The organism is Pseudomonas sp. L-22-4S-12 (assembly GCF_009799935.1).
GTDB lineage: Bacteria > Pseudomonadota > Gammaproteobacteria > Pseudomonadales > Pseudomonadaceae > Aquipseudomonas.
The window spans coordinates 36,720-57,577 of the sequence record NZ_WELL01000008.1 but is presented as its reverse complement, the minus strand read 5'-3'; the positions used below and the strand labels follow the sequence as shown (position 1 = coordinate 57,577).

Below are 20,858 nucleotides of genomic sequence, written 5' to 3'. Positions count from 1 at the left end.
ATGCGACCCATCCATGACCGACTTGACCCTCTATCACAACCCGCGCTGCTCGAAATCCCGCGGCGCCCTGGAACTCCTCGAAGCCCGCGGCCTGACGCCGAACATCGTGCGCTACCTGGAAACCCCGCCCAGCGCTGGCGAGCTGCACAGCCTGCTGGGCAAGCTGGGCATCGGTGCGCGCCAGCTGCTGCGCACCGGCGAGGACGAATACAAAGAACTCAACCTGGCCGACGACAGCCTCAGCGAGGCGCAGCTGATCGAAGCCATGGTCGCCCATCCCAAGCTGATCGAGCGGCCGATCCTGATCGCCGGCGACAAGGCGGTGATCGGCCGGCCGCCGGAGAAAGTCCTGGAGCTGCTGGCATGAGCGCGCCCTATATCCTGGTGCTCTACTACAGTCGCCACGGCGCCACCGCCGAGATGGCCAGGCAGATCGCCCGCGGTGTCGAACAGGGCGGCCTGGAAGCGCGCCTGCGCAGCGTGCCGGCGGTATCCACCGAGTGCGAAGCCACGGCCCCGGCGATTCCCGCCGAAGGGGCGCTGTACGTCAGCCTGGACGACCTGAAGCACTGCGCCGGCCTGGCCCTGGGCAGCCCGACCCGCTTCGGCAATATGGCCGCGCCCTTGAAGTATTTTCTGGACGGCACCAGCAGCCTGTGGCTGACCGGCGAGCTGGTCGGTAAGCCGGCCGGGGTGTTCACCTCGACCTCCAGCCTGCATGGCGGCCAGGAAAGCACCCTGCTGTCGATGATGCTGCCGCTGCTGCACCACGGCATGCTGCTCTGCGGCCTGCCCTACAGCGAAGGCGCCCTGCTCGACACCCGCGGCGGCGGCACGCCCTACGGCCCCAGCCACCATGCCGGGGCCGACAGCAAGCGCGCCCTCGACGAACACGAAATCGCCCTGTGCCGCGCCCTCGGGCTGCGCCTGGCCAAAACCGCCCAGCAGCTGGAGACCCCGCGTGGCTAAGCAAGCGAAACCCCTTCCGGCCCTCGACTGGCTGCAACCGCGGCTGAAACTCAGCCGCGCCCTGAGCCTGTTCAGCTTCATCGCCCTGTTCGCCTTGCTGCTGGGGTGGAACCTCGGCTTCGCCGACCTGCACGGCGCGCGTATCTGGGTGGTGCTGAGCATCCAGCTGGTGCCGCTGCTGCTGCTCGCTCCCGGCCTGCTGCTGGGCAGTGCCCGCGCCCACGCCTGGACCTGCTTCGTGGTCAACATCTACTTCATCCAGGGCGTACTGGCCGCCATCGACCCGGCCCGCGCGCTGTTCGGCATGCTCGAAGCGGTGATCAGCTTCGGCCTGTTCTGCTGCGCCCTGCTCTACACCCGCTGGCGCTTCCAGTACGACCGCAAGCTGGCCGGCGAGGCCTGATGCGCCTGCTGTTGCTGCCGGGCCTGAACGGCAGCAACCGCCTGTTCGCCCCGCTGCTGCCCTGGCTGGATGGGCTGCAGCTTGTGCCACTTGAGCTACCGCAGCACGGCCCGCAGGACAGCGACAGCCTGGTCTCCGTCCTGCTGCCCCGGCTCGGCGCCAGCCCCTTCGTCCTGCTCGGCGAGTCCTTCTCCGGGCACCTGGCCTACCGGTTGGCCCTGCGCCAGCCGCCCGGCCTGCGCGGGGTGATCTTCGCCGCCGCGTTTCTTCGCCGTCCGCACCCGCTGCTACCACTGAGCCGCTACCTGCCACTGCCCAGGCGCCTGCTCAGCCATGAGCGGCTGTTGCAGCTGTTCTGTGTCGGCCGAAACGCCAGCCCGGCGCTGCTCGCCCTGCTGCGCGAGGAAATCCGCCAGTTACCCGACGCCCTGCTGCGGGCCCGCCTGCACAGCCTGGCGCGACTGCAGGAACCCGCCCAGCCGCTCCACCTGCCCGCCCTGCACCTGTGGCCGCAGCAGGATCGCCTGGTCTCGCAGCATGCCGCGGCCAGCCTCAGCCGGCACTGCAGCGATCTGCGCCAGATCGCGCTGGGCGGGCCGCACTTCGTCCTGCAGAGCCGGGCACAAGCCTGCGCGCAGGCGATCAGTGAGTTTGTCGCGGAGCTGGAAGCACTGCCGACCTAGCAGCCGGTGCCAGGCAAACGGCTACCAGCCGAGGACTTCTTTCAGGAAGGGAATGGTCAGCTTGCGCTGAGCCTGCAGCGAGGCCTGGTCGAGACGTTCGAGCAGTTCGAACAGCGCGCTCATGCTGCGCTCGCCACGGTTGAGGATGAAGCGCCCGACTTCGTCGGTCAGGTGCAGGCCGCGGCGCGAGGCACGCAGCTGCAGGGCACGCAGCTTGTCCTCATCGGACAGCGCATGCAGCTGGAATACCAGCGCCAGGGTCAGGCGCGACTGCAGGTCGGCCAGGCCGATCGGCAACTCGCGCGGCGCGGCGGCGGCAGCGATCAGCAGACGCCGCCCCGAATCCCTCAAGCGGTTGAACAGGTGGAACAGCGCCTCCTCCCACTCGGGCCGGCCGGCCACCGCTTCCAGGTCGTCCAGGCAGACCAGCTCGCACTGCTCCAGGTTGTCGAGCAGCTCCGGGCCGTAGTCGGCCACTTCGGCCAGCGGCAGGTAGACCACCGATTCGCCGCGCTGCTCGAACCGCAGGCAGGCCGCCTGCAGCAGATGGCTGCGCCCGACACCCTCGCTACCCCAGAGGTAGATCAGGCTTTCGGTCCAGCCGGCATCGGCCTCGCACAGGCGCTCGGCATAGCCAAGGGCCGCGGCGTTGGCGCCGGGATAGTAGTTGGCGAAGGTGGCGTCATCACGCAGACGCACCCCCAGGGGCAGCTGAATCGGGATCATGCAGGGTTGGGCGGTTCGTCAGAACCGCCTCCGGGCTCACCATAGAGGGCGGAAAGTTTATAGAAATCATGAGCATGGCGCAGCAAAACCATGATGATCGCCGCCACCGGCAGGGCCAGCAGCACGCCGGTGAAGCCGAACAGCTGGCCGCCGGCGAGGATGGCGAAGATCACCGCCACCGGGTGCAGGCCGATGCGGTCGCCGACCAGCCAGGGCGTCAGCAGCATGCCTTCGAGCAGTTGGCCGATGCCGAACACCACGGCTATGCCGACCAGCGGGTACAGCTCGAAGCCGCCGAACTGGAACAGCGCCGCCACCAGCGCCGCACCGAAGCCGACGATAAAGCCCATATACGGCACGATGCTGGCCAGCCCGGCCAGCACACCGATCAGCAGGCCCAGCTCCAGGCCGACCAGCATCAGGCCACCGGCATAGATGCCGGCCAGCGCCAGCATCACCATCAGCTGGCCGCGGATAAAGGCGCCGAGCACCTCGTGGCACTCGCCGACCAGGCGCACGATGAAGCCCTCGCGGGCGCGCGGCAGCAGGCCGCGCAGCTTGGCCAGCATCACGTCCCAGTCGCGCAGCAGGTAGAAGGCCACCACCGGAATCAGCAGCAGATTGCCCAGCCAGCCGAGCAGCGCCAGGCTGGAGGCGGTCGCCTGGGCCAGAACCAGGCCGACGATATCGCCAGTCTTGCCCAGGTGCTCGCTGAGCGCCGCCTTGAGCTGATCCAAACGCCAGAAGTCCTCGGTCAGGCCGAACTGCGCCTGCATCCAGGGCAGCGCCTCGTGCTGCAGGCGGTCGAGCATCAGTGGCACCAGCTCATACAGGCGCACCAGCTGGCGGCCGAGCATGGGCAGCAGCACCAGCAGCAGGATCAGCAGCAGCAGGCTGAACAGGCCGAACACCAGCACCACGGCCCAGGTCCGCGACAGCTTGTGGCGTTCCAGGCGATCGACCAGCGGATCACCCAGGTAGGCCAACAGCATGGCCACCAGGAACGGCGAAAGAATCGGGGTCAGCAGGTAGATCAGCCAGCCGCCGAGGAACAGCCCGGCCAGCCACATCCAGCGCCTTGAATCGGTCATCTCGGGCTCTCCGCCTCGGTTCATCCCTGTCTCCGCGTGCCTTGGCCCACGGCTGTATGTGCTGCTTCAGCCCTTGCGCCTGATGGGCGGGGTGCTGCCGTGCGGCAAGCTACCAGCGAAAACGCAGCAGATTGGCCGGCGCCGCGGCCGGGGCGCTGCCCGCGGGCGCCGCCGCATCCAGTGGCGCGGCATCGACGGGGATTTCCTGCAGCCCGGCCAGGGCCAGCTGGGCGCGCAATTGTGCGGCGCTGGCATTGACCTGCCAGGTCAGCTGGTCGCCCTTGACCTTGATCAGGCGCGCGGCGAAGGGTTCGAGCAGACTCGCCAGATTGGCATAGCGGGCCAGGTCGGTGCCCTGCACTTCGACCAGCAGGGCGCCGGCCGTCCCCGGCTTGACCACGAAACGCGGCGCCAGGCGCTCGCTCACGGCCAGCAGCACGGCATCGGCCAGGGCATTCTGGTCAGCGCCCTGGGCCTTGCCCTGCTCGCGGCTGTCGCCCAGCCACAGGCGCCACTCGGCCTGCCACTGGCCACCCTCTTCGCGCGCCTGCACGGCCAGCAAGGCATCGGCGGCGTAGCGCTCGGAGGCCGGCTGCAGGGCATCCGGCTGGTCGGCGCCGAGGGTTTCCGGGGTCGCCAGCAGTTGTTCCTGCAGATCGGCCAGTGGCAGGCGCAGCGGCAGGCCACGGTTCTGCGCGGCCTGGCGCAGCGGTGCGGCCGCTTCCTGGCCATCGCCGAGCAGGCTGAAGCCTTCCACTCCGGCATTCAGCCACCAGGCCAGGATCGCCGGGCGATTGGCGCCCCACAGGGCCAGGCCGGCCTGGCGCAGCTTGTTCTCGGTGGTCAGCGGATCGAAGTCGACGATCAGGGTGTCGCCCTCGTAGACGTACTGGCTGACCAGTTGCTGCGGGTCCTTGCGCACCCCCTCCAGGCCCGACGCCTGCAGCGCCTGGGCATCGCCGGTCAAGCGCAGTACCAGGGTTTCCAGGGCCTTGCCCAGGACCACGCCGCGCTCTTCCGGCTGCTGGCTGGTGACCGCCTCGCGCACCTGATAGAGGCCGCTGACCGGCTCGGCAAGGGACGGCAGGCTGAGCAGCGCACAGCACAGGGCAAACAGACGGACGAACAGGCGCATGTGAGGTCTCGACGGCTGGAGGTGTGTGCGACGGGCGCACGCGAAGGCTTATACCTTAAACAGCCGCCCGCCATGCGGCAACCGTCGGGGCCGGTGGCCGCTGACGGACAAGCCTGATAAAATCGCGCGCCTTCGCAGACCGGCACGCGCGTGGACTCCCGCCCGGCCCGGTCGACAACCGCATTTCCCCCTTAAAGGCCTGAACCCATGAGCAAGCAACCCTCCATCAGCTACAAGGACGCCGGTGTAGACATCGACGCCGGCGAAGCCCTGGTCGAACGCATCAAAGGCGTCGCCAAGCGCACCGCACGCCCGGAGGTCATGGGTGGCCTGGGTGGCTTCGGCGCCCTCTGTGAAATTCCCGCCGGCTACAAGCAGCCGGTACTGGTCAGCGGCACCGACGGCGTCGGCACCAAGCTGCGCCTGGCGCTGAACCTGAACAAGCACGACAGCATCGGCCAGGATCTGGTCGCCATGTGCGTCAACGACCTGGTGGTGTGCGGCGCCGAGCCGCTGTTCTTCCTCGACTACTACGCCACCGGCAAGCTCAACGTCGACGTGGCCGCCACCGTGGTCACCGGCATCGGCGCCGGTTGCGAGCTGGCCGGCTGCTCCCTGGTCGGTGGCGAGACCGCCGAGATGCCCGGCATGTACGAAGGCGAAGACTACGACCTGGCCGGTTTCTGCGTCGGCGTGGTGGAAAAGGCCGAGATCATCGACGGTTCGAAAGTCGCCGCTGGCGACGCGCTGATCGCCCTGCCCTCTTCCGGCCCGCACTCCAACGGCTACTCGCTGATCCGCAAAATCATCGAAGTCGCCGGTGCCGACATCGAGGCCATACAGCTCGATGGCAAGCCGCTGACCGAGCTGCTAATGGCGCCGACCCGCATCTACGTCAAGCCGCTACTCAAGCTGATCAAGGAAACCGGCGCGGTCAAGGCCATGGCCCACATCACCGGCGGCGGCCTGCTCGACAACATCCCGCGCGTGCTGCCGCAAGGCGCCCAGGCGGTGCTCGACGTGGCCAGCTGGACCCGCCCGGCGGTGTTCGACTGGCTGCAGGAGCAAGGCAACGTCGACGAGCACGAGATGCACCGCGTGCTCAACTGCGGCGTCGGCATGGTCATCTGCGTGGCCCAGGACCAGGTCGAAGCGACCCTGGCCAACCTGCGCGCCAGCGGCGAAGCGCCGTGGCTGATCGGCCAGATCGGCACTGCCGCCGAAGGCGCCGCCCAGGTCGTGCTGAACAACCTGAAAGCCCACTGATGGCCGACTGCAATGTCGTGGTGCTGATTTCCGGGTCCGGCAGCAACCTGCAGGCCCTGATCGACAGCATCGCCGAGGACGGCAACCCGGCACGCATCTGCGCGGTGATTTCCAACCGCGCCGATGCCTACGGCCTGGAGCGGGCGAAACAAGCCGGTATCGACACCCGCGTGCTCGACCACAAGCAGTTCGACGGCCGCGAGGCCTTCGATGCCGCCCTGGTCGAGTGCATCGACGGCTTCGCCCCGCAGCTGGTGATCCTGGCCGGCTTCATGCGCATCCTCACCCCCGCCTTCGTCAGCCACTACAGCGGCCGCCTGCTGAACATCCATCCCTCGCTGCTGCCCAAGTACAAGGGCCTGCACACCCACCAGCGGGCGCTGGAGGCCGGCGACCACGAGCATGGCTGCAGCGTGCACTTCGTCACCGAGGAACTCGATGGCGGCCCTCTGGTCGTACAGGCCATAGTGCCGGTGCAGTCGGACGACACGCCGGACAGCCTGGCCCAGCGCGTCCACGCCGAAGAACACCGCATCTACCCACTGGCCATGCGCTGGTTCGCCGAAGGCCGCCTGCGCCTGGGCGGCACCGGGGCAGAATTGGATGGCCAGGCCCTGCCGCCCTGCGGGCAGCAGCTACGTAACTAGGAGATCGATCGATGCGCCGCGCCCTGTTATTGCTCCTCGCCCTGTTCAGCCTGCCGCTGGCGGCAGCCGGGCTGACCCCGTTCTCGGCCAGCTACACCGCCGACTGGAAACAACTGCCGATCAGCGGTACCGCTGGACGCAGCCTGAAGGCCCTGGATAACGGCCGCTGGGAACTCAGCTTCGAGGCCGCCATGCTGGTGGCCAGCCTCAGCGAAGTGAGCACCTTCCGCGTGGAAAACGGCACCTTCCTGCCGCTGACCTACCGCTTCGACCGCAGCGGCCTGGGCAAGGCCAAGCAGGTCGAGCATGACTTCGACTGGACCGAGAAGCAGGTGATCGGCAGCGATCGCGGCGAGCCGGTGCGCTTCGCCCTCAACCGCGGCATGCAGGACAAGTCGACCTACCAGCTGGTGCTGCAGGAAGACGTCGCCGCCGGCAAGCAGAGCATGAGCTACCAGGTGGTCGACGGCGACGAGATCGAGGTCTACGACTTCCGCGTGCTCGGCGAGGAGCGCGTGCGCACCAAGGCCGGGCTGATCGACGCGATCAAGGTCGAGCGCGTGCGCGACCCGACCCAGAGCAGCCGCAAGACCGTGCTGTGGTTCGCCAAGGACTGGGACTACCTGCTGGTGCGCCTGCACCAGGTGGAGAAGGACGGCAAGGAATACCAGATCATGCTCAAGGACGGCACCGTCAACGGCCGCACCGTCGAGGGCATCCAGGAGTAAGCGCTCCTGCCGAGAACGAGCCGGGCACTGCCCGGCTTTTTTCTGCCAGGCGAAAATGCCCTAGGCTGGTCAGTTAGCAATCAGGGGAAAGCGCCATGAACGACAGCTACCAGCCCATCGCCTGCGACCTCTACGACTACCTGGAGATCGCCTGCCTGCACCATTACCAGTTACGCATCGAGCTGACCGACGGCAGCGAGCTGCTGGCCGAGGCAGTCAATACAGCGATTACCGCGAACAAGGAGGAGTTCTTCGTGGTGCGCGGCGCCGGCGGCGAGCAGCGCCTGCGCATGGATCGCCTGCTGGCCATCACCCCGCTGAATGCGGGGGCCAGTTTCGGCCGGGTGCTGCTGGGCAATGCACGTTGCTAAAGCATCATCACGGCCCAGAGCAGAACCGGACCGCTGTTGTGGGAGCGAATTTATTCGCGAATGAGAGCAACCCGGAGCTGCCGGCGATCGCGAATGAATTCGCTCCCACAGGTGTTCTGCAGGGCATGAAAAAGCCGGGATAAACCCGGCTTTTTCACTCGCCCCGGCATCACCACATCAGGTCGTCCGGCACCTGGTAGGCGGCGTACGGGTCGTCGGCGTCCGGCGCTTCGGTCTGGGTGTTGAGCAGCAGCACGCGCTGCGGATCGCGTTCCTGGATCTTCAGCGCGGCCTCGCGCGGGATGATCTCGTAGCCGCCGGCATGCCGGACGATGGCCAGCGAGCCTCGACTGAGCTTGTCGCGCAGCATGCCGTTGACCGCGATGCGCTTGACCTTCTTGTCGTCGACGAAGTTGTAGTAGTCCTCGCTGGTCAGCTTCGGCAGGCGCGAGGTCTCGATCAGTTGCTTGATCTGCGCGGCGCGGGCCTTCTGCGCGGCCTTCTCCTGCTGCTGGCGGTTCAGCTCCTGGTCGCGCGCGGTCTTCTCGGCCATGGCCTGCAGGGCGGCCTGTTTCTGCGAATCGTCGACTTCGACCTGGTTCTTCTTCTCCAGGCGCTGCTGCTTCTGCTTCTGCTTGCCGGCCTGCTTGGCCTGCTTTTCATTGACCAGGCCGGCTTTCAGCAGCTGATCGCGGAGGGAAAGACTCATAAGGCATTCAATCTCGACAGTTAACAGCCAGGCAGGCGTTTTTCCTGCTGCTTGGCTTCGCCCCACAGGGCATCCAGTTGTTCCAGGCTGCAATTCTCAATGGGCTGGCCGGCTGCGCGCAAGGTTTGTTCGATAAAGCGAAAGCGCCGTTCGAACTTGCCGTTGGCACTGCGCAAGGCAGTTTCCGGATCGACCTTGAGATGGCGCGCCAGGTTGGTGACCACGAACAGCAGGTCGCCGATTTCCTCGGCGATGGCCTGCGGGTCGTTCTCGCTCATGGCCTCCAGCACTTCGTCCAGCTCTTCGCGCACCTTGTCCACCACCGGCAGGGCTTCCGGCCAGTCGAAACCGACCCGGGCCGCACGCTTCTGCAGCTTGGCCGCGCGACTCAGGGCCGGCAGCGCGTTGGGCACGTCATCCAGCAGCGACAGCTGCTCGGGGGCGGCCGCCTTTTCTGCACGTTCCTCGGCCTTCAACTCTTCCCAGCGTTGCTTGACCGCCGCTTCCTCGAGCCTGGCCGCATCCGGCGCGCCATACAGGTCGCCATCGACGAACACATGGGGATGGCGGCGGATCAGCTTGGCCGTGATGCCATCGACCACCTGGGCGAACTCGAAGCGCCCCTCCTCGCGGGCCAGCTGGCTGTAGTAGACCACCTGGAACAGCAGGTCGCCGAGCTCGCCCGGCAGGTGCTCGAAGTCGCTGCGCTCGATGGCGTCGGCCACCTCGTAGGCTTCCTCGATGGTGTAGGGCACGATGGTCGCGTAGCTCTGCTTGAGATCCCACGGGCAGCCATGCTGCGGGTCGCGCAGGCGGGCCATCAGGTGCAGCAGGTCGTCGAGTTGGTACATGACAAGCCCCGAAACAGGTGAGGGTTAGGGTTGGACGTGACGGCGGAAAAGCCCGCTTGGCTGTAGCCACTTGGGCATTTTCCGGCGCCACTGCAACAACGCCAGAGCGAGCGCAGCCGCTCAACTGCTGCGGCTGCGGCGGACCTCGATGATGTTGGGCAGCTGCGAGATGCGCCCGAGCAGGCGCCCGAGGGCATCCAGACCGGGAATTTCGATGGTCAGCTGCATCGACGCGGTGTTGTCTTCCTTGTTCGAGCGGGTATTGACCGCCAGCACGTTGAGCCGCTCGTTGAGCAGCAGCTGCGACACGTCGCGCAGCAGGCCGGAACGGTCGTAGGCCTTGATGATGATATCCACCGGGTAGGTCTGCACCGGCACCGGCCCCCAGCTGACCTGGATGATCCGCTCCGGCTCGCGCCCGGCCAGTTGCAGCACCGAGGCGCAATCCTGACGATGGATGCTGACCCCGCGACCGAGGGTGATGTAACCGACGATCGGGTCGCCCGGCAGCGGCTGGCAGCAGCCGGCCATCTGCGTCAGCAGGTTGCCGACGCCCTGGATCTGGATATCGCCGCGCTTGCCCGGCTTGTAGCCGCCGGCGGCGCGCCGCGGGATCAGCTCCAGCTGCTCGCTGCTGCGCTCCGGCTCGACCAGCTGCTGAGCCAGGTTGACCGCGTGGGCCAGGCGCAGGTCGCCGGCGCCGAGGGCGGCGTACATGTCCTCGGCGGTCTTCATGTTGCACTTGTCGGCCAGCTTGTCGAAGTCCACGTGGGGCAGCGCCAGGCGCCCCAGCTCGCGGTCGAGCATGGTCTTGCCGGCGGCGACGTTCTGGTCGCGGTCCTGCAGCTTGAACCAGTGGACGATCTTCGCCCGCGCCCGGCTGGTGGTGATGTAGCCGAGGTTGGAGTTCAGCCAGTCGCGGCTCGGCGAGCCGTGCTTGCCGGTGATGATCTCCACCTGCTCGCCGGTCTGCAGGCTGTAGCTGAGCGGCACGATGCGCCCGTTGACCTTGGCGCCGCGGCAGTTGTGGCCGATCTGGGTATGCACGCGGTAGGCGAAGTCCAGCGGCGTGGCGCCCTTGGGCAGGTCGATGGCATGGCCGTCCGGGGTGAACACGTAGACCCGGTCCGGCTCGATGTCGACGCGCAGCTGCTCGGCCAAACCGCCGATATCGCCCAGCTCCTCGTGCCATTCGAGCACCTGGCGCAGCCAGGAGATCTTCTCCTCGTAGTGGTCGGAGTTTCCCTTGACGTCGGTGCCCTTGTACTTCCAGTGCGCGCACACGCCCAGCTCGGCTTCCTCGTGCATGGCCGAGGTGCGGATCTGCACTTCCAGGACCTTGCCGTCCGGGCCGATCACCGCGGTGTGCAGGGAGCGGTAGCCGTTTTCCTTGGGGTTGGCGATGTAGTCGTCGAACTCCTTGGGGATGTGCCGCCACAGGCTGTGCACGATGCCGAGGGCGGTGTAGCAGTCGCGCATCTCCGGCACCAGCACGCGCACCGCGCGCACGTCGTAGATCTGGCTGAACTGCAGGCCCTTGCGCTGCATCTTGCGCCAGATCGAATAGATGTGTTTCGCCCGGCCGCTGATGTCGGCCTTGATCCCGGCGGCGGTCAGTTCGTCGCGCAGCTGCTGCATGACGTCGGCGATGTACTGCTGGCGATCCAGGCGGCGCTCGTGCAGCAGCTTGGCGATCTGCTTGTACTGCTCGGGTTCCAGATAGCGGAAGGACAGGTCCTCCAGCTCCCACTTGATATGGCCAATCCCTAAGCGGTGGGCCAGCGGCGCGTAGATGTCGAACACCTCGCGGGCCACCCGGTGGCGCTTCTCGTCGTCGGCATGCTTGACCGCGCGGATCGCGCAGGTGCGCTCGGCCAGCTTGATCAGCGCCACGCGCACGTCGTCGACCATGGCCACCAGCATCTTGCGCAGGTTCTCCACCTGCGCCTGGGAGCCGAGTACCAGGGAATCGCGCGGGTTAAGGCTGGCGCTGATCGCCGCCATGCGCAGCACGCCCTCGACCAGCTTGGCCACCACCGGGCCGAATTTTTCCTGCACGGTCTTGAGGGTGATCTTGCCTTCGCGCACGGTGCGGTAGATCACCGCGGCGACCAACGAATCCTGGTCGAGCTTGAGATCGGCGAGGATCTCGGCGATCTCCAGGCCCGTGCGGAAACTGGAGTTGCCCTCGGCCCACAGGTTCTGCGCGGCATTGGCCTGCTGCTCGGCGTCGCGGGCGAACTCACAGGCGACTTGCAGCGCCGCGCGGTCCAGCGCCGGATCGGCACTCAGGGTGTGGTCCAGCCACGCCTCCAGGTTGATGCTGCCGTCATCGTTGATCGGCTGATGAGCCCTGACCTGTACCATTGCTTACCTTCCCTACGGCGAGCGTCTGGCTCGCTGAAATATCGCCGGCCTCTCTGGGCCAGTCGGATTGCGTGAACGTCCTAGTCCACCTCGAATAACGCCATCGCCTCGACATGCGCCGTCTGCGGGAACATGTCGAGGATGCCGGCCCGCTTGAGCCGATACCCCTGGCGCACCAGCTCGGCCGCATCGCGGGCCAGGGTCGCCGGGTTGCACGATACATAGACCAGGCGCCGGGCACCCAGCGCGCCGATCTGCCTGACCACCTCGAACGCACCGTCGCGCGGCGGGTCGAGCAACACCGCGTCGAACGGCTGCCGGGCCCAGCCGGCCTCGACCAGCGGTTTCGACAGGTCCGCCTGGAAAAAGTGCAGATTGCCCAGGCCATTGGCCGCGGCATTGCCGCGCGCCCGCTCGACCATCGCCTGCACCCCTTCCACCGCCACCACCTCGCACACCCGCTGGGCCAGCGGCAGGGCGAAGTTGCCCAGGCCGCAGAACAGGTCCAGCACGCGCTCGCCAGTCTGCGGCGCCAACCAGTCTAGCGCCTGTTCGACCATCGCCTGATTGACCGGCCCGTTGACCTGGACGAAATCGCCCGGGCGGTACTGCAGCTCTAGGTTCCACGGCTGCAGACGGTAACCCAGGCTCTGCCCGGGCTGATCGGCCGCCGGCTCGCCGGCACCGTGCAGCCACAGCTGCGCCTGATGCGCGGCGCAGAAGGCGCGCAGGCGCGCCAGGTCGGCCTCGCCCAGCGGCGCCGTGTGGCGCAGCAGCAGGGCCGCCTGGGTGCCGTGAAACAGCTCGACGTGACCCAGCGCCTGGGGCTTGTCCAGGCTGCGCAGTAACAGCGGTAACGCGCGCAGCAAGGGCTGCAAGGGCTGTACCAGTACCGGGCAATCGGCGATGGCGACTATGTCCTGGCTGGCGGCGGCACGGAACCCCACTTCCAGTTGCCTGGCCTTGGCGTCCCAGCGCACCGCGATGCGTGCGCGGCGGCGGTAGGCGAATTCGGGGCCGACCAGCGGCGCGGCCCACTGCTCGGGCTCAACTCCGCCCACACGCTGCAGCTGCTCACTCAGGCTGCGCTGTTTCAGAGCAAGCTGCTCGGCGTGCGGCAGATGCTGCAGGGTACAGCCGCCGCAGCGGCCGGCATGCGCGCAAGGGGGCTGGCGGCGCAGCTCCACTGCCTGCAGGATGCGCTCGGCGCGGGCCTCGACCACCTGGCTGCGGGCCGCCAGCACGCGCGCCTCGACCTCCTCGCCCGGCAGCGCACCGGCGACGAACCAGCTGCGCCCGTCGACGAAGGCGATGCCGCGGCCATCGTTGGCCAGCCGCTCAATGCTGAGCTTCTGTTTCTTGCCCACCGGCACTTGCGCCTTGCGCTCGCCGCCACTGGGTTGGAAACGCAAGCAACTGCTGCGCTTGGCCATCTGCAATACCTGCTGATCAATACGTGAACATGGGCCGCAGCCTGGCTGCGGCCGTGGTGATTACTGCGGGTCGTCGTAGATCCCGGTGGACAGGTAGCGGTCGCCGCGGTCGCAGATGATCGCCACCATCACCGCGTTCTCCACTTCCGCGGACAGGCGCAGCATGCCGGCCACCGCCCCGCCGGAGGAAACGCCGCAGAAGATGCCCTCCTCGCGCGCCAGGCGGCGCATCACCTGCTCGGCCTCCTGCTGGCCCATGTCGATCACCCGGTCGACCCGCGTGGCGTCGAAGATCTTCGGCAGGTATTCCTCGGGCCAGCGGCGGATGCCGGGGATGGCCGAGCCTTCCTGGGGCTGCAGGCCGACGATCTGCACCGCCGGGTTCTGTTCCTTGAGGTAACGCGACACCCCCATGATGGTGCCGGTGGTGCCCATGGAGCTGATGAAGTGGGTGATGCGCCCCTGGGTCTGCTGCCAGATCTCCGGGCCGGTGCTGCTGTAGTGGGCCACCGGATTGTCGCCGTTGGCGAACTGGTCGAGGACCTTGCCGCGCCCCTCCTCCTGCATCTGCAGGGCCAGGTCGCGGGCACCTTCCATGCTGTCGACCAGGATCAGCTCGGCGCCGTAGGCGGTCATCGCCGCCTTGCGTTCGGCGGTCGAGTTGTCCGGCATGATCAGCACCATCTTGTAGCCCTTGATCGCCGCGGCCATGGCCAGGGCGATGCCGGTGTTGCCGCTGGTGGCCTCGATCAGCACGTCGCCGGGGCGGATGTCGCCGCGCAGCTCGGCGCGGCTGATCATCGACAGCGCCGGGCGATCCTTCACCGAACCAGCCGGGTTGTTGCCTTCCAGCTTCACCAGCAGGGTATTGGAGGTGTGGCCGGGCAGGCGTTGCAGGCGTACCAGCGGGGTGTTGCCGATGCACTCGGCGATAGTGGGGAACTGCAGGCTCATGGCGAACTGAATGATCCGGGTACAGATGGAGACGCCCATGATACCGGCAAACCGGGCCAGGCCATATTGCGGAACGCTCGCACTTTATTACCGCGGGTTATGGAGAGGCCGCCGAGCCAGGAGCGTCGCCGCTTCACCAACCTCCGGCGGGCGCAGAACAACAGCCGCAAACTCAGAACCAAGGCCAATTGCTGGCAATTGCGCAAAAGCCCTGGGAGATTCCCGATCGATGTGCCGCTAAACTGCCGGCAACACCACGATGGAGAAGGTCGTGTTCAAGGAACTCGGTATCAAGGGCCGCGTGCTGCTGCTCACCCTGCTGCCCACCAGCCTGCTGGCGCTGCTGCTCGGCGGCTATTTCACCTGGATGCAGCTGGCCGAGCTGCGCAGCCAGCTGCAGCAGCGGGGCGAACTGATGGTGCAGCAGCTCGCCCCGCTGGCCGCCACGGCGCTCGGACGCAACGACGCCGCGCTGCTCGAGCGCCTGGCCAAGGAGACCCTCGACCAGGACGATGTACGGGCCGTCAACTTCCTCTCCAGCGAGCGCACGCCCCTGGCCCACGCCGGCCCGAGCATGCTCAGCCCGCCGCCGCAAAGCGATGGCAGCCCCTTGGTGCAAAGCAGCGGGCGCGACGCCACACGCTTTCTGCTTCCAGTGTACGGCCGCCACCGCAGCCTGGTCAGCGCGCAGAGCGATGCCGAGGCCAACCGCCTGATCGGCTGGGTCGAGCTGGAGCTGTCGCACCACCGCACCCTGCTGCAGGGCTACCGCAGCCTGTTCGCCAGCCTGCTGCTGATCGCCGCCGGGCTGACCGTCACCGCCCTGCTCGCCCTGCGCATGAGCCGCAGCATCAACGAGCCGCTGCGCAGCATCAAACAGGGGGTGGCCCAGCTCAAGGACGGCAACCTGCAGACGCGCCTGCCGGCGCTGGGCAATCACGAGCTGGATGAGCTGGCCTCGGGCATCAACCGCATGGCCGAGTCGCTGCAGAACGCCCAGGACGAACTGCAGCACAGCATCGACCAGGCCACCGAGGACGTGCGGCAGAACCTGGAAACCATCGAGATCCAGAACATCGAGCTGGACTTCGCCCGCAAGGAGGCCCTGGAGGCCAGCCGGATCAAGTCCGAATTCCTCGCCAACATGAGCCATGAGATCCGCACCCCGCTCAACGGCATTCTCGGCTTCACCAACCTGCTGCAGAAAAGCGACATGAGCCCACGCCAGCAGGACTACCTGGGCACCATCGAGAAGTCCGCCGAGAGCCTGTTGGGGATCATCAACGAGATCCTCGACTTCTCCAAGATCGAGGCCGGCAAGCTGATCCTGGAAAGCATCCCGTTCAACCTGCGCGACCTGCTGCAGGACACCCTGACCCTGCTCGCCCCGGCCGCCCACGAGAAGCAACTGGAGCTGGTCAGCCTGATCTACCGCGACACGCCGCTGTCGCTGCAGGGCGACCCGCAGCGCCTCAAGCAGGTGCTGACCAACCTGGTGAGCAACGCCATCAAGTTCACCCGAGAAGGCACCATCGCCCTGCGCGCCATGGTCGAGGACGAAAGCGACGACCGCGCGCAGCTGCGCATCAGCGTGCAGGACACCGGCGTCGGCCTCTCCGAGGACGACCAGCGCGCGCTGTTCCAGGCCTTCAGCCAGGCCGACAACTCGCTGAGCCGCCAGGCCGGCGGCACCGGCCTGGGCCTGGTGATCTCCAAGCGCCTGATCGAGCAGATGGGCGGCGAGATCGGCGTCGACAGCAGCCCGGGCAGCGGCTCGGAGTTCTGGATCAGCCTGAGCCTGCCCAAGGCCCGCGACGACAGCGAGGACCTGCCGCGCGCGCCACTGGGCGGCCGGCGCGTGGTCCTGCTGGAAAGCCATGCGCTGGTCAACCAGTCCCTGCAGCACCAGCTGGAGGACTGCGGCCTGCAGGTGCTGGCCTTCAACAGCCTCGACGGCCTGCTCGAATGCGTGGAACAGCAGCACCAGGGCGAGCAGCCGATCGAACTGGCGGTGCTCGGCGTGCGCGTCCAGGAACTGCCACCGGAACAGCTCAGCCAGCGGGTCTGGGACCTCGACCGGCTCAACTGCAAGAGCCTGGTGCTGTGCCCCACCACCGAACAGGCGCTGTACCACCAGTGCCTGCCGGACGCGCACAGCCAGCTGCAGGCCAAACCGGCCTGCACGCGCAAGCTGCAGCGCGCGCTGATCGACCTGGTCCATCCGCGCCCGCACAAGGTCGAGGCGCGCCAGCCGCTGACCAGCCGCGCCCCGCGCCTGCTCTGCGTCGACGACAACCCGGCCAACCTGCTGCTGGTGCAGACCCTGCTCGGCGACATGGGCGCCGACGTGATCGCCGTCGACAGCGGCTATGCGGCCCTCGACAGCGTCCAGCAGCACAGCTTCGACCTGGTCTTCATGGACGTGCAGATGCCCGGCCTGGATGGCCGCCAGACCACCGAGGCGCTGCGCCTGTGGGAACAGGAACATGGCCGCAGCCCGATGCCGATCATCGCCCTGACCGCCCACGCCCTGGCCAACGAGAAGCGCGCCCTGCTGCAGAGCGGCATGGACGACTACCTGACCAAGCCGATCAACGAACGCCAGCTGGCCCAGGTGGTGCTCAAGTGGACCGGTCTGGACCTGCGCAGCCAGCCGACCGCGGAGGCCGCCGAGGTGCAGCCGGCGACCAGTACGCTGTGCGTACTGGACCCCGAGGAGGGCCTGCGCCTGGCCGCCGGCAAGGCCGACCTGGCCAGCGACATGCTGGGCATGCTGCTGGCCTCGCTGACCGCCGACCGCCAGACCATCCGCCAGGCCCGCGATGCCGGCGAGCGCAACGTGCTGATCGAACGCGTGCACCGCCTGCACGGCGCCACCCGCTACTGCGGCGTGCCGCAGTTGCGCGCCGCCTGCCAGCGTTGCGAAACCCTGCTGAAGCAGGACGACCCGGCGGCGCAGCAGGCCCTCGACGAACTGGACGCCGCCATCGCCCGCCTGGCCGAGGAAGCCGCGGTCAGCGCCTGAGGCCGCGCCTCCGCTGCGCGGCAGCGCGTTCATTCGCGACCCCTAACCCACTCACAGACGCAGGCTGGCAGCCTGCGTCCAGCCCCGGAAACCCGCCATGCGCACCCTCCTGTTCAGCAGCAAACCCTATGACCGCGACAGCTTCCTCGCCGCCGGCTGGCCCGCCGGCTGGCCGCTGCAGTTCCAGGAAGCCCGCCTGAGCCTGGATACCGCCACCCTGGCCGAGGGCTATGCGGTGGTCTGCCCGTTCATCAACGACGATCTCTCGGCGCCCGTGCTGCAGCGCCTGGCCGCCGGCGGCACGCGGCTGATCGCCCTGCGCTCGGCCGGCTACAACCATGTCGACCTGAAGGCCGCGCAGCAGCTGGGCCTGACCGTGGTGCGGGTGCCCGCCTACTCGCCCTTTGCCGTGGCCGAACACGCGGTGGCGCTGATCCTGGCGCTCAACCGGCGCATCCACCGCGCCTTCAACCGCACCCGCGAGGGCGACTTCAGCCTGCACGGGCTGAGCGGTTTCGACCTGCACGGCAAGACCGTCGGCATCATCGGCGGCGGCCAGATCGGCCTGGCCTTCGCCCGCATCATGGCCGGCTTCGGCTGCCACAACCTGCTGCACGACCCCTGCCCGCTGGCCAACCTGGACGCCGTCAACGGACGCCAGGTCGGCCTCGACGAACTGCTCGCCAGCAGCGATGTCATCAGCCTGCACTGCCCGCTGACGCCCAGCAGCCACCACCTGATCGATGCCGTGCGCCTGGCGCAGATGAAGCCCGGCGCCATGCTGATCAACACCGGGCGCGGCGCGCTGGTCGACACCCCGGCGCTGATCGGCGCGCTGAAAAGCGGCCAGCTCGGCTACCTGGGCCTGGATGTCTATGAAGAAGAAGCGGAACTGTTCTTCGAGGACCGCTCCGACCAGCCCCTGCAGGACGACGTGCTGGCGCGCCTGCTGAGCTTCCCCAATGTCATCGTCACCGCCCACCAGGCCTTTCTCACCCACGAGGCGCTGAGCGCCATCGCCGCCACCACCCGCGACAACATCGCCGCCTGGGCCGCCGGCCGCCCGGTCAATCAGGTGCAACCTGGGCCGTGATAGCATGCCGGCACCATTCCGGAGGACCCATGGCCGAACACGATTTCCGCTATTCCCTGCTTGCCCCGCAACATACCCTGACCGAGTGCCGCGCCCTGTCGCCCGGCCGCTACCAGGTGACCGGCAACGGCGGCTCGATTCAACCCGGCGACACCCTGCTGGTGACCCTCAAGGGCAGCCGGACCCTGACCCTGCGCCTGCTCGTGGAGAAGGTCCGCCACATGATCACCCCGCCCGGCCAGTGGCTGGCGGTCGCCAACGGCCCGGCCTTCCGCGAACTGGCTATCCTCAACTGGCAGGTCAACTGCAACGGCTGCGCCAGCCAGCTGGATTTCGAATTCGCCGTGGACGCCGCCCTGGGCGAGCAGGCCCGCCCGGCCGCCGCCGAGGCACGCATCCGGGAACTCGGCTGGCGCAGCCATGCCGGTCAGCACTTCTGCCCCCGCTGCACGGAGAAAAGCGCATGAAGCCAACGCTCGCCCTCGGTCTGCTCGCCGCCTGCCTGGCCGGCTGTGCGGCCGACCCGATTCGACTGGAAAGTGACAAGACCTACCAGGTGGAATGGATCGGCGAGCGCCCGCTGATCGACCGCAGCCACCTGACCCTGACCCTCGGCGAGGATGGCCGCGCCTACGGCAACGCCGGCTGCAACCACTGGTTCGCCTCTTTCACCCTGGAGGGCGACAAGCTGACCTTCGGCCAGGCCGGCAGCACCCGCAAGATGTGCGCACCGGCGCTGATGGAGCAGGAGCAGCGCTTCCTCGCCACCCTCGGCAGCGTGCAGCGCTGGGATGTCTCGGGGATCGGCCAGCTGCGCCTGTGGCCGGCCGAAGGCAAGCCGATCCGCCTGTGGCCGGAAGAAGGCTGAGAAATACCTGCGTGGATACGTAGGTTGCGGTTGAGCGCAGCGAAGCCCAACGGGCGATGTTATGTGCGCTGCTACGCTGGGCTTCGCCGCGTTGCTCCTCAACCCTGCCTACGGCGCAAACAGCTCCAGCTGCTCATGGCGGCCGCGCAGGTCGACCAGCCTGACCCCCACCCCCAGCAGACGCACCGGCTTGTTGCCGCGGGCGAAGGCGGCGCTGAGCAGCAACTGGTAGCTGTTCAGGTCGCGCCGCGCGCCGGCCTGCTCCAGGGTGGTCTGGCTGAAGTCGTGGAACTTGACCTTGACGAAGGGCTTGTCCGCCTTGTAGCTGCTGTCCAGCCGCGCCAGGCGGGTTTCCAGCTGTTCCAGCAGCTCCGGCAGGCGCTTCAGGCACAGCGCCAGGTTGGGGATGTCCTCGTCGTAGGTGTTCTCCACGCTCACCGACTGGCGCCGGCTGTCGGTCTGCAGGGCGCGCTCGTCGATGCCGCGGCAGAGGTTCCACAGGCGCTCACCGAAACTGCCGAACTCGCGCACCAGGGCCAGCTTGTTCCATTCGCGCAGATCGGCGCAGGTGCCGATACCCAGGCGCCCCAGCTTGTCCGCGGTGACCTTACCCACCCCGTGCAGCTTGCTCACCGGCAAGGCGGCGACGAACGCCTCGACCTGATCCGGGGTGATCACGAACAACCCGTTGGGCTTGCGCCAGTCGCTGGCGATCTTGGCCAGGAACTTGTTCGGCGCCACCCCGGCGGACACGGTGATATGCAGCTCCTGCGACACCCGCCGGCGGATTTCCTGAGCGATTCGTGTGGCGCTGCCGGAAAAATGCGGGCTGGCGCTGACGTCCAGATAGGCTTCATCCAGCGACAAGGGCTCGATGATCTCGGTGAAATCGCGAAAGATGCCGTGAATTTCCCGGGAAACCGCCTTGTAGGCGTCCATCCGCGGCTTGACCACCTGCAGATCCGGGCACAGCTTCAGGGCCTGGCGCATGGGCATGGCCGAACGCACGCCCCAGGCCCGCGCCTCGTAGTTGCAGGTGGCGACCACCCCGCGGCGATCGGCGGCGCCGCCCACGGCCAGCGGTTTACCGGCCAGGCGCGGGTCGTCACGCATCTCGATGGCGGCGTAGAAGCAGTCGCAATCCACATGGATGATCTTGCGCACGAAAAGTCCGGAAAGCCCCAGCAGGCAAGCCCTGAAGCCCCCGAGTCTACCACCCGCCCAACGCTAAGCACCTGAGTGATCAGGATTTTTTCCAAGTTAAAGGTTGACAGCCGAGGATTTGGCGATAGAATTGGCGCCGCGGGATGGAGCAGTCTGGTAGCTCGTCGGGCTCATAACCCGAAGGTCGTAGGTTCAAATCCTGCTCCCGCAACCAGTTTCGAAGAAAGGCCACTCAAACGAGTGGCCTTTTTCGTTTCCGCCTTTTTATTTAAGTATTTGATTAAAAAGCAGAAATCGATTGACAGAAAGTTCTCCCGCAGTAGAATTGGCGCCGCGGGATGGAGCAGTCTGGTAGCTCGTCGGGCTCATAACCCG

The 20,858-nt window shown here is 67.4% G+C and carries 21 protein-coding genes and 1 tRNA gene; 13 read left to right on the top strand and 9 right to left on the bottom strand.

The genetic code is table 11. From position 1 onward, the window contains the following. Positions 1–13: 13 nt before the first annotated feature. From arsC to F3I16_RS17640, 4 genes are read left to right on the top strand one after another with little or no spacing between them, the layout of a single operon-like run. Positions 14–367: an arsenate reductase (glutaredoxin) gene (gene arsC, locus F3I16_RS17655; RefSeq protein WP_160494868.1), complete on the top strand. Its 354-nt coding sequence runs from the start codon at positions 14–16 to the stop codon at positions 365–367. Continuing rightward, complete coding sequence (wrbA, locus tag F3I16_RS17650) at positions 364–969, top strand: NAD(P)H:quinone oxidoreductase (RefSeq protein ID WP_160494867.1); 606 nt, start codon at positions 364–366, stop codon at positions 967–969. Before arsC ends, wrbA begins: the two co-directional genes overlap by 4 nt. Then, positions 962–1,372 (top strand): DUF2069 domain-containing protein, encoded by a 411-nt coding sequence (locus F3I16_RS17645; RefSeq protein ID WP_160079136.1) that lies wholly within the window; start codon positions 962–964, stop codon positions 1,370–1,372. Before wrbA ends, F3I16_RS17645 begins: the two co-directional genes overlap by 8 nt. Beyond that, positions 1,372–2,055 (top strand): alpha/beta fold hydrolase, encoded by a 684-nt coding sequence (locus F3I16_RS17640; RefSeq protein WP_160494866.1) that lies wholly within the window; start codon positions 1,372–1,374, stop codon positions 2,053–2,055. Before F3I16_RS17645 ends, F3I16_RS17640 begins: the two co-directional genes overlap by 1 nt. 21 nt (positions 2,056–2,076) lie before the next feature. On the opposite strand, the gene hda is transcribed toward F3I16_RS17640, so the two are convergent. The 3 genes from hda to F3I16_RS17625 all read right to left on the bottom strand — a co-directional run bounded on the left by hda (position 2,077) and on the right by F3I16_RS17625 (position 5,007). Next, positions 2,077–2,781 (bottom strand): DnaA regulatory inactivator Hda, encoded by a 705-nt coding sequence (gene hda / locus F3I16_RS17635; protein ID WP_160494865.1) that lies wholly within the window; start codon positions 2,779–2,781, stop codon positions 2,077–2,079. After that, the gene (locus F3I16_RS17630; RefSeq protein WP_160494864.1) at positions 2,778–3,872 is read right to left on the bottom strand and encodes an AI-2E family transporter; all 1,095 of its coding nucleotides are present in this window, start codon (positions 3,870–3,872) and stop codon (positions 2,778–2,780) included. The genes hda and F3I16_RS17630 overlap by 4 nt, the downstream gene beginning before the upstream one ends. A 109-nt stretch (positions 3,873–3,981) precedes the next feature. After that, positions 3,982–5,007: a DUF2066 domain-containing protein gene (locus F3I16_RS17625; protein ID WP_160494863.1), complete on the bottom strand. Its 1,026-nt coding sequence runs from the start codon at positions 5,005–5,007 to the stop codon at positions 3,982–3,984. Between the two features lie 207 nt (positions 5,008–5,214). On the opposite strand from F3I16_RS17625, the gene purM reads away from it, so the two are divergent. From purM to F3I16_RS17605, 4 genes are all read left to right on the top strand, one after another. Beyond that, positions 5,215–6,273, top strand: coding sequence for a phosphoribosylformylglycinamidine cyclo-ligase (purM, locus tag F3I16_RS17620; protein ID WP_160494862.1), 1,059 nt, complete (start codon positions 5,215–5,217; stop codon positions 6,271–6,273). After that, positions 6,273–6,920: a phosphoribosylglycinamide formyltransferase gene (gene purN, locus F3I16_RS17615; protein ID WP_372239646.1), complete on the top strand. Its 648-nt coding sequence runs from the start codon at positions 6,273–6,275 to the stop codon at positions 6,918–6,920. The genes purM and purN overlap by 1 nt, the downstream gene beginning before the upstream one ends. Before the next feature lie 11 nt (positions 6,921–6,931). After that, the gene (locus F3I16_RS17610; RefSeq protein ID WP_160494861.1) at positions 6,932–7,648 is read left to right on the top strand and encodes a DUF3108 domain-containing protein; all 717 of its coding nucleotides are present in this window, start codon (positions 6,932–6,934) and stop codon (positions 7,646–7,648) included. Between the two features lie 95 nt (positions 7,649–7,743). Next, on the top strand, positions 7,744–8,019 hold the full coding sequence (locus F3I16_RS17605; protein WP_160494860.1) for a Rho-binding antiterminator: 276 nt from the start codon (positions 7,744–7,746) through the stop codon (positions 8,017–8,019). Between the two features lie 169 nt (positions 8,020–8,188). On the opposite strand, the gene F3I16_RS17600 is transcribed toward F3I16_RS17605, so the two are convergent. The 5 genes from F3I16_RS17600 to cysM all read right to left on the bottom strand — a co-directional run bounded on the left by F3I16_RS17600 (position 8,189) and on the right by cysM (position 14,333). Next, on the bottom strand, positions 8,189–8,728 hold the full coding sequence (locus F3I16_RS17600) for a DUF2058 domain-containing protein (RefSeq protein WP_160494859.1): 540 nt from the start codon (positions 8,726–8,728) through the stop codon (positions 8,189–8,191). Positions 8,729–8,748: 20 nt separating this feature from the next. Continuing rightward, positions 8,749–9,579 carry a nucleoside triphosphate pyrophosphohydrolase gene (gene mazG, locus F3I16_RS17595; protein ID WP_160494858.1) on the bottom strand — a complete coding sequence of 277 codons (831 nt, stop codon included), beginning with the start codon at positions 9,577–9,579 and terminating at the stop codon, positions 8,749–8,751. 120 nt (positions 9,580–9,699) lie between these two features. Then, on the bottom strand, positions 9,700–11,946 hold the full coding sequence (gene relA / locus F3I16_RS17590) for a GTP diphosphokinase (protein WP_160494857.1): 2,247 nt from the start codon (positions 11,944–11,946) through the stop codon (positions 9,700–9,702). Between the two features lie 80 nt (positions 11,947–12,026). Beyond that, the gene (rlmD, locus tag F3I16_RS17585; RefSeq protein ID WP_160494856.1) at positions 12,027–13,379 is read right to left on the bottom strand and encodes a 23S rRNA (uracil(1939)-C(5))-methyltransferase RlmD; all 1,353 of its coding nucleotides are present in this window, start codon (positions 13,377–13,379) and stop codon (positions 12,027–12,029) included. Between the two features lie 60 nt (positions 13,380–13,439). Beyond that, positions 13,440–14,333, bottom strand: a complete 894-nt coding sequence (gene cysM / locus F3I16_RS17580) for a cysteine synthase CysM (protein ID WP_160494855.1) — start codon at positions 14,331–14,333, stop codon at positions 13,440–13,442. A 271-nt stretch (positions 14,334–14,604) separates the two neighbouring features. Between cysM and F3I16_RS17575 the strand changes: the two genes are divergently transcribed. The 4 genes from F3I16_RS17575 (at position 14,605) to F3I16_RS17560 (ending at position 19,319) form a co-directional block, all read left to right on the top strand. Then, positions 14,605–17,358: an ATP-binding protein gene (locus F3I16_RS17575; RefSeq protein WP_160494854.1), complete on the top strand. Its 2,754-nt coding sequence runs from the start codon at positions 14,605–14,607 to the stop codon at positions 17,356–17,358. A gap of 97 nt (positions 17,359–17,455) precedes the next feature. Then, a complete protein-coding gene (locus F3I16_RS17570) occupies positions 17,456–18,451 on the top strand; it encodes a 2-hydroxyacid dehydrogenase (RefSeq protein ID WP_160494853.1) in 996 nt (331 codons plus the stop codon). 29 nt (positions 18,452–18,480) lie between these two features. Further along, positions 18,481–18,918, top strand: a complete 438-nt coding sequence (locus tag F3I16_RS17565) for a hypothetical protein (protein WP_160494852.1) — start codon at positions 18,481–18,483, stop codon at positions 18,916–18,918. Beyond that, entirely contained in the window at positions 18,915–19,319 is a 405-nt protein-coding gene (locus F3I16_RS17560; protein WP_160494851.1) for an META domain-containing protein, read from the top strand. The genes F3I16_RS17565 and F3I16_RS17560 overlap by 4 nt, the downstream gene beginning before the upstream one ends. A 108-nt stretch (positions 19,320–19,427) precedes the next feature. Here the strand turns inward: F3I16_RS17560 and dinB are convergent, their stop codons facing one another. After that, positions 19,428–20,483 (bottom strand): DNA polymerase IV, encoded by a 1,056-nt coding sequence (dinB, locus tag F3I16_RS17555; RefSeq protein ID WP_160494850.1) that lies wholly within the window; start codon positions 20,481–20,483, stop codon positions 19,428–19,430. 137 nt (positions 20,484–20,620) lie between these two features. On the opposite strand from dinB, the gene F3I16_RS17550 reads away from it, so the two are divergent. After that, positions 20,621–20,697, top strand: a tRNA-Met gene (locus F3I16_RS17550). Positions 20,698–20,858 lie beyond the last annotated feature (161 nt).

Coding starts and splice junctions, on each gene's coding strand:
- arsC (WP_160494868.1), top strand. CDS start 14: ATGACCGACTTGACCCTCTATCACAACCCGCGCTGCTCGAAATCCCGC.
- wrbA (WP_160494867.1), top strand. CDS start 364: ATGAGCGCGCCCTATATCCTGGTGCTCTACTACAGTCGCCACGGCGCC.
- F3I16_RS17640 (WP_160494866.1), top strand. CDS start 1,372: ATGCGCCTGCTGTTGCTGCCGGGCCTGAACGGCAGCAACCGCCTGTTC.
- hda (WP_160494865.1), bottom strand. CDS start 2,781: ATGATCCCGATTCAGCTGCCCCTGGGGGTGCGTCTGCGTGATGACGCC.
- F3I16_RS17630 (WP_160494864.1), bottom strand. CDS start 3,872: ATGACCGATTCAAGGCGCTGGATGTGGCTGGCCGGGCTGTTCCTCGGC.
- F3I16_RS17625 (WP_160494863.1), bottom strand. CDS start 5,007: ATGCGCCTGTTCGTCCGTCTGTTTGCCCTGTGCTGTGCGCTGCTCAGC.
- purM (WP_160494862.1), top strand. CDS start 5,215: ATGAGCAAGCAACCCTCCATCAGCTACAAGGACGCCGGTGTAGACATC.
- purN (WP_372239646.1), top strand. CDS start 6,273: ATGGCCGACTGCAATGTCGTGGTGCTGATTTCCGGGTCCGGCAGCAAC.
- F3I16_RS17610 (WP_160494861.1), top strand. CDS start 6,932: ATGCGCCGCGCCCTGTTATTGCTCCTCGCCCTGTTCAGCCTGCCGCTG.
- F3I16_RS17605 (WP_160494860.1), top strand. CDS start 7,744: ATGAACGACAGCTACCAGCCCATCGCCTGCGACCTCTACGACTACCTG.
- F3I16_RS17600 (WP_160494859.1), bottom strand. CDS start 8,728: ATGAGTCTTTCCCTCCGCGATCAGCTGCTGAAAGCCGGCCTGGTCAAT.
- mazG (WP_160494858.1), bottom strand. CDS start 9,579: ATGTACCAACTCGACGACCTGCTGCACCTGATGGCCCGCCTGCGCGAC.
- relA (WP_160494857.1), bottom strand. CDS start 11,946: ATGGTACAGGTCAGGGCTCATCAGCCGATCAACGATGACGGCAGCATC.
- rlmD (WP_160494856.1), bottom strand. CDS start 13,379: ATGGCCAAGCGCAGCAGTTGCTTGCGTTTCCAACCCAGTGGCGGCGAG.
- cysM (WP_160494855.1), bottom strand. CDS start 14,333: ATGAGCCTGCAGTTCCCCACTATCGCCGAGTGCATCGGCAACACCCCG.
- F3I16_RS17570 (WP_160494853.1), top strand. CDS start 17,456: ATGCGCACCCTCCTGTTCAGCAGCAAACCCTATGACCGCGACAGCTTC.
- F3I16_RS17565 (WP_160494852.1), top strand. CDS start 18,481: ATGGCCGAACACGATTTCCGCTATTCCCTGCTTGCCCCGCAACATACC.
- F3I16_RS17560 (WP_160494851.1), top strand. CDS start 18,915: ATGAAGCCAACGCTCGCCCTCGGTCTGCTCGCCGCCTGCCTGGCCGGC.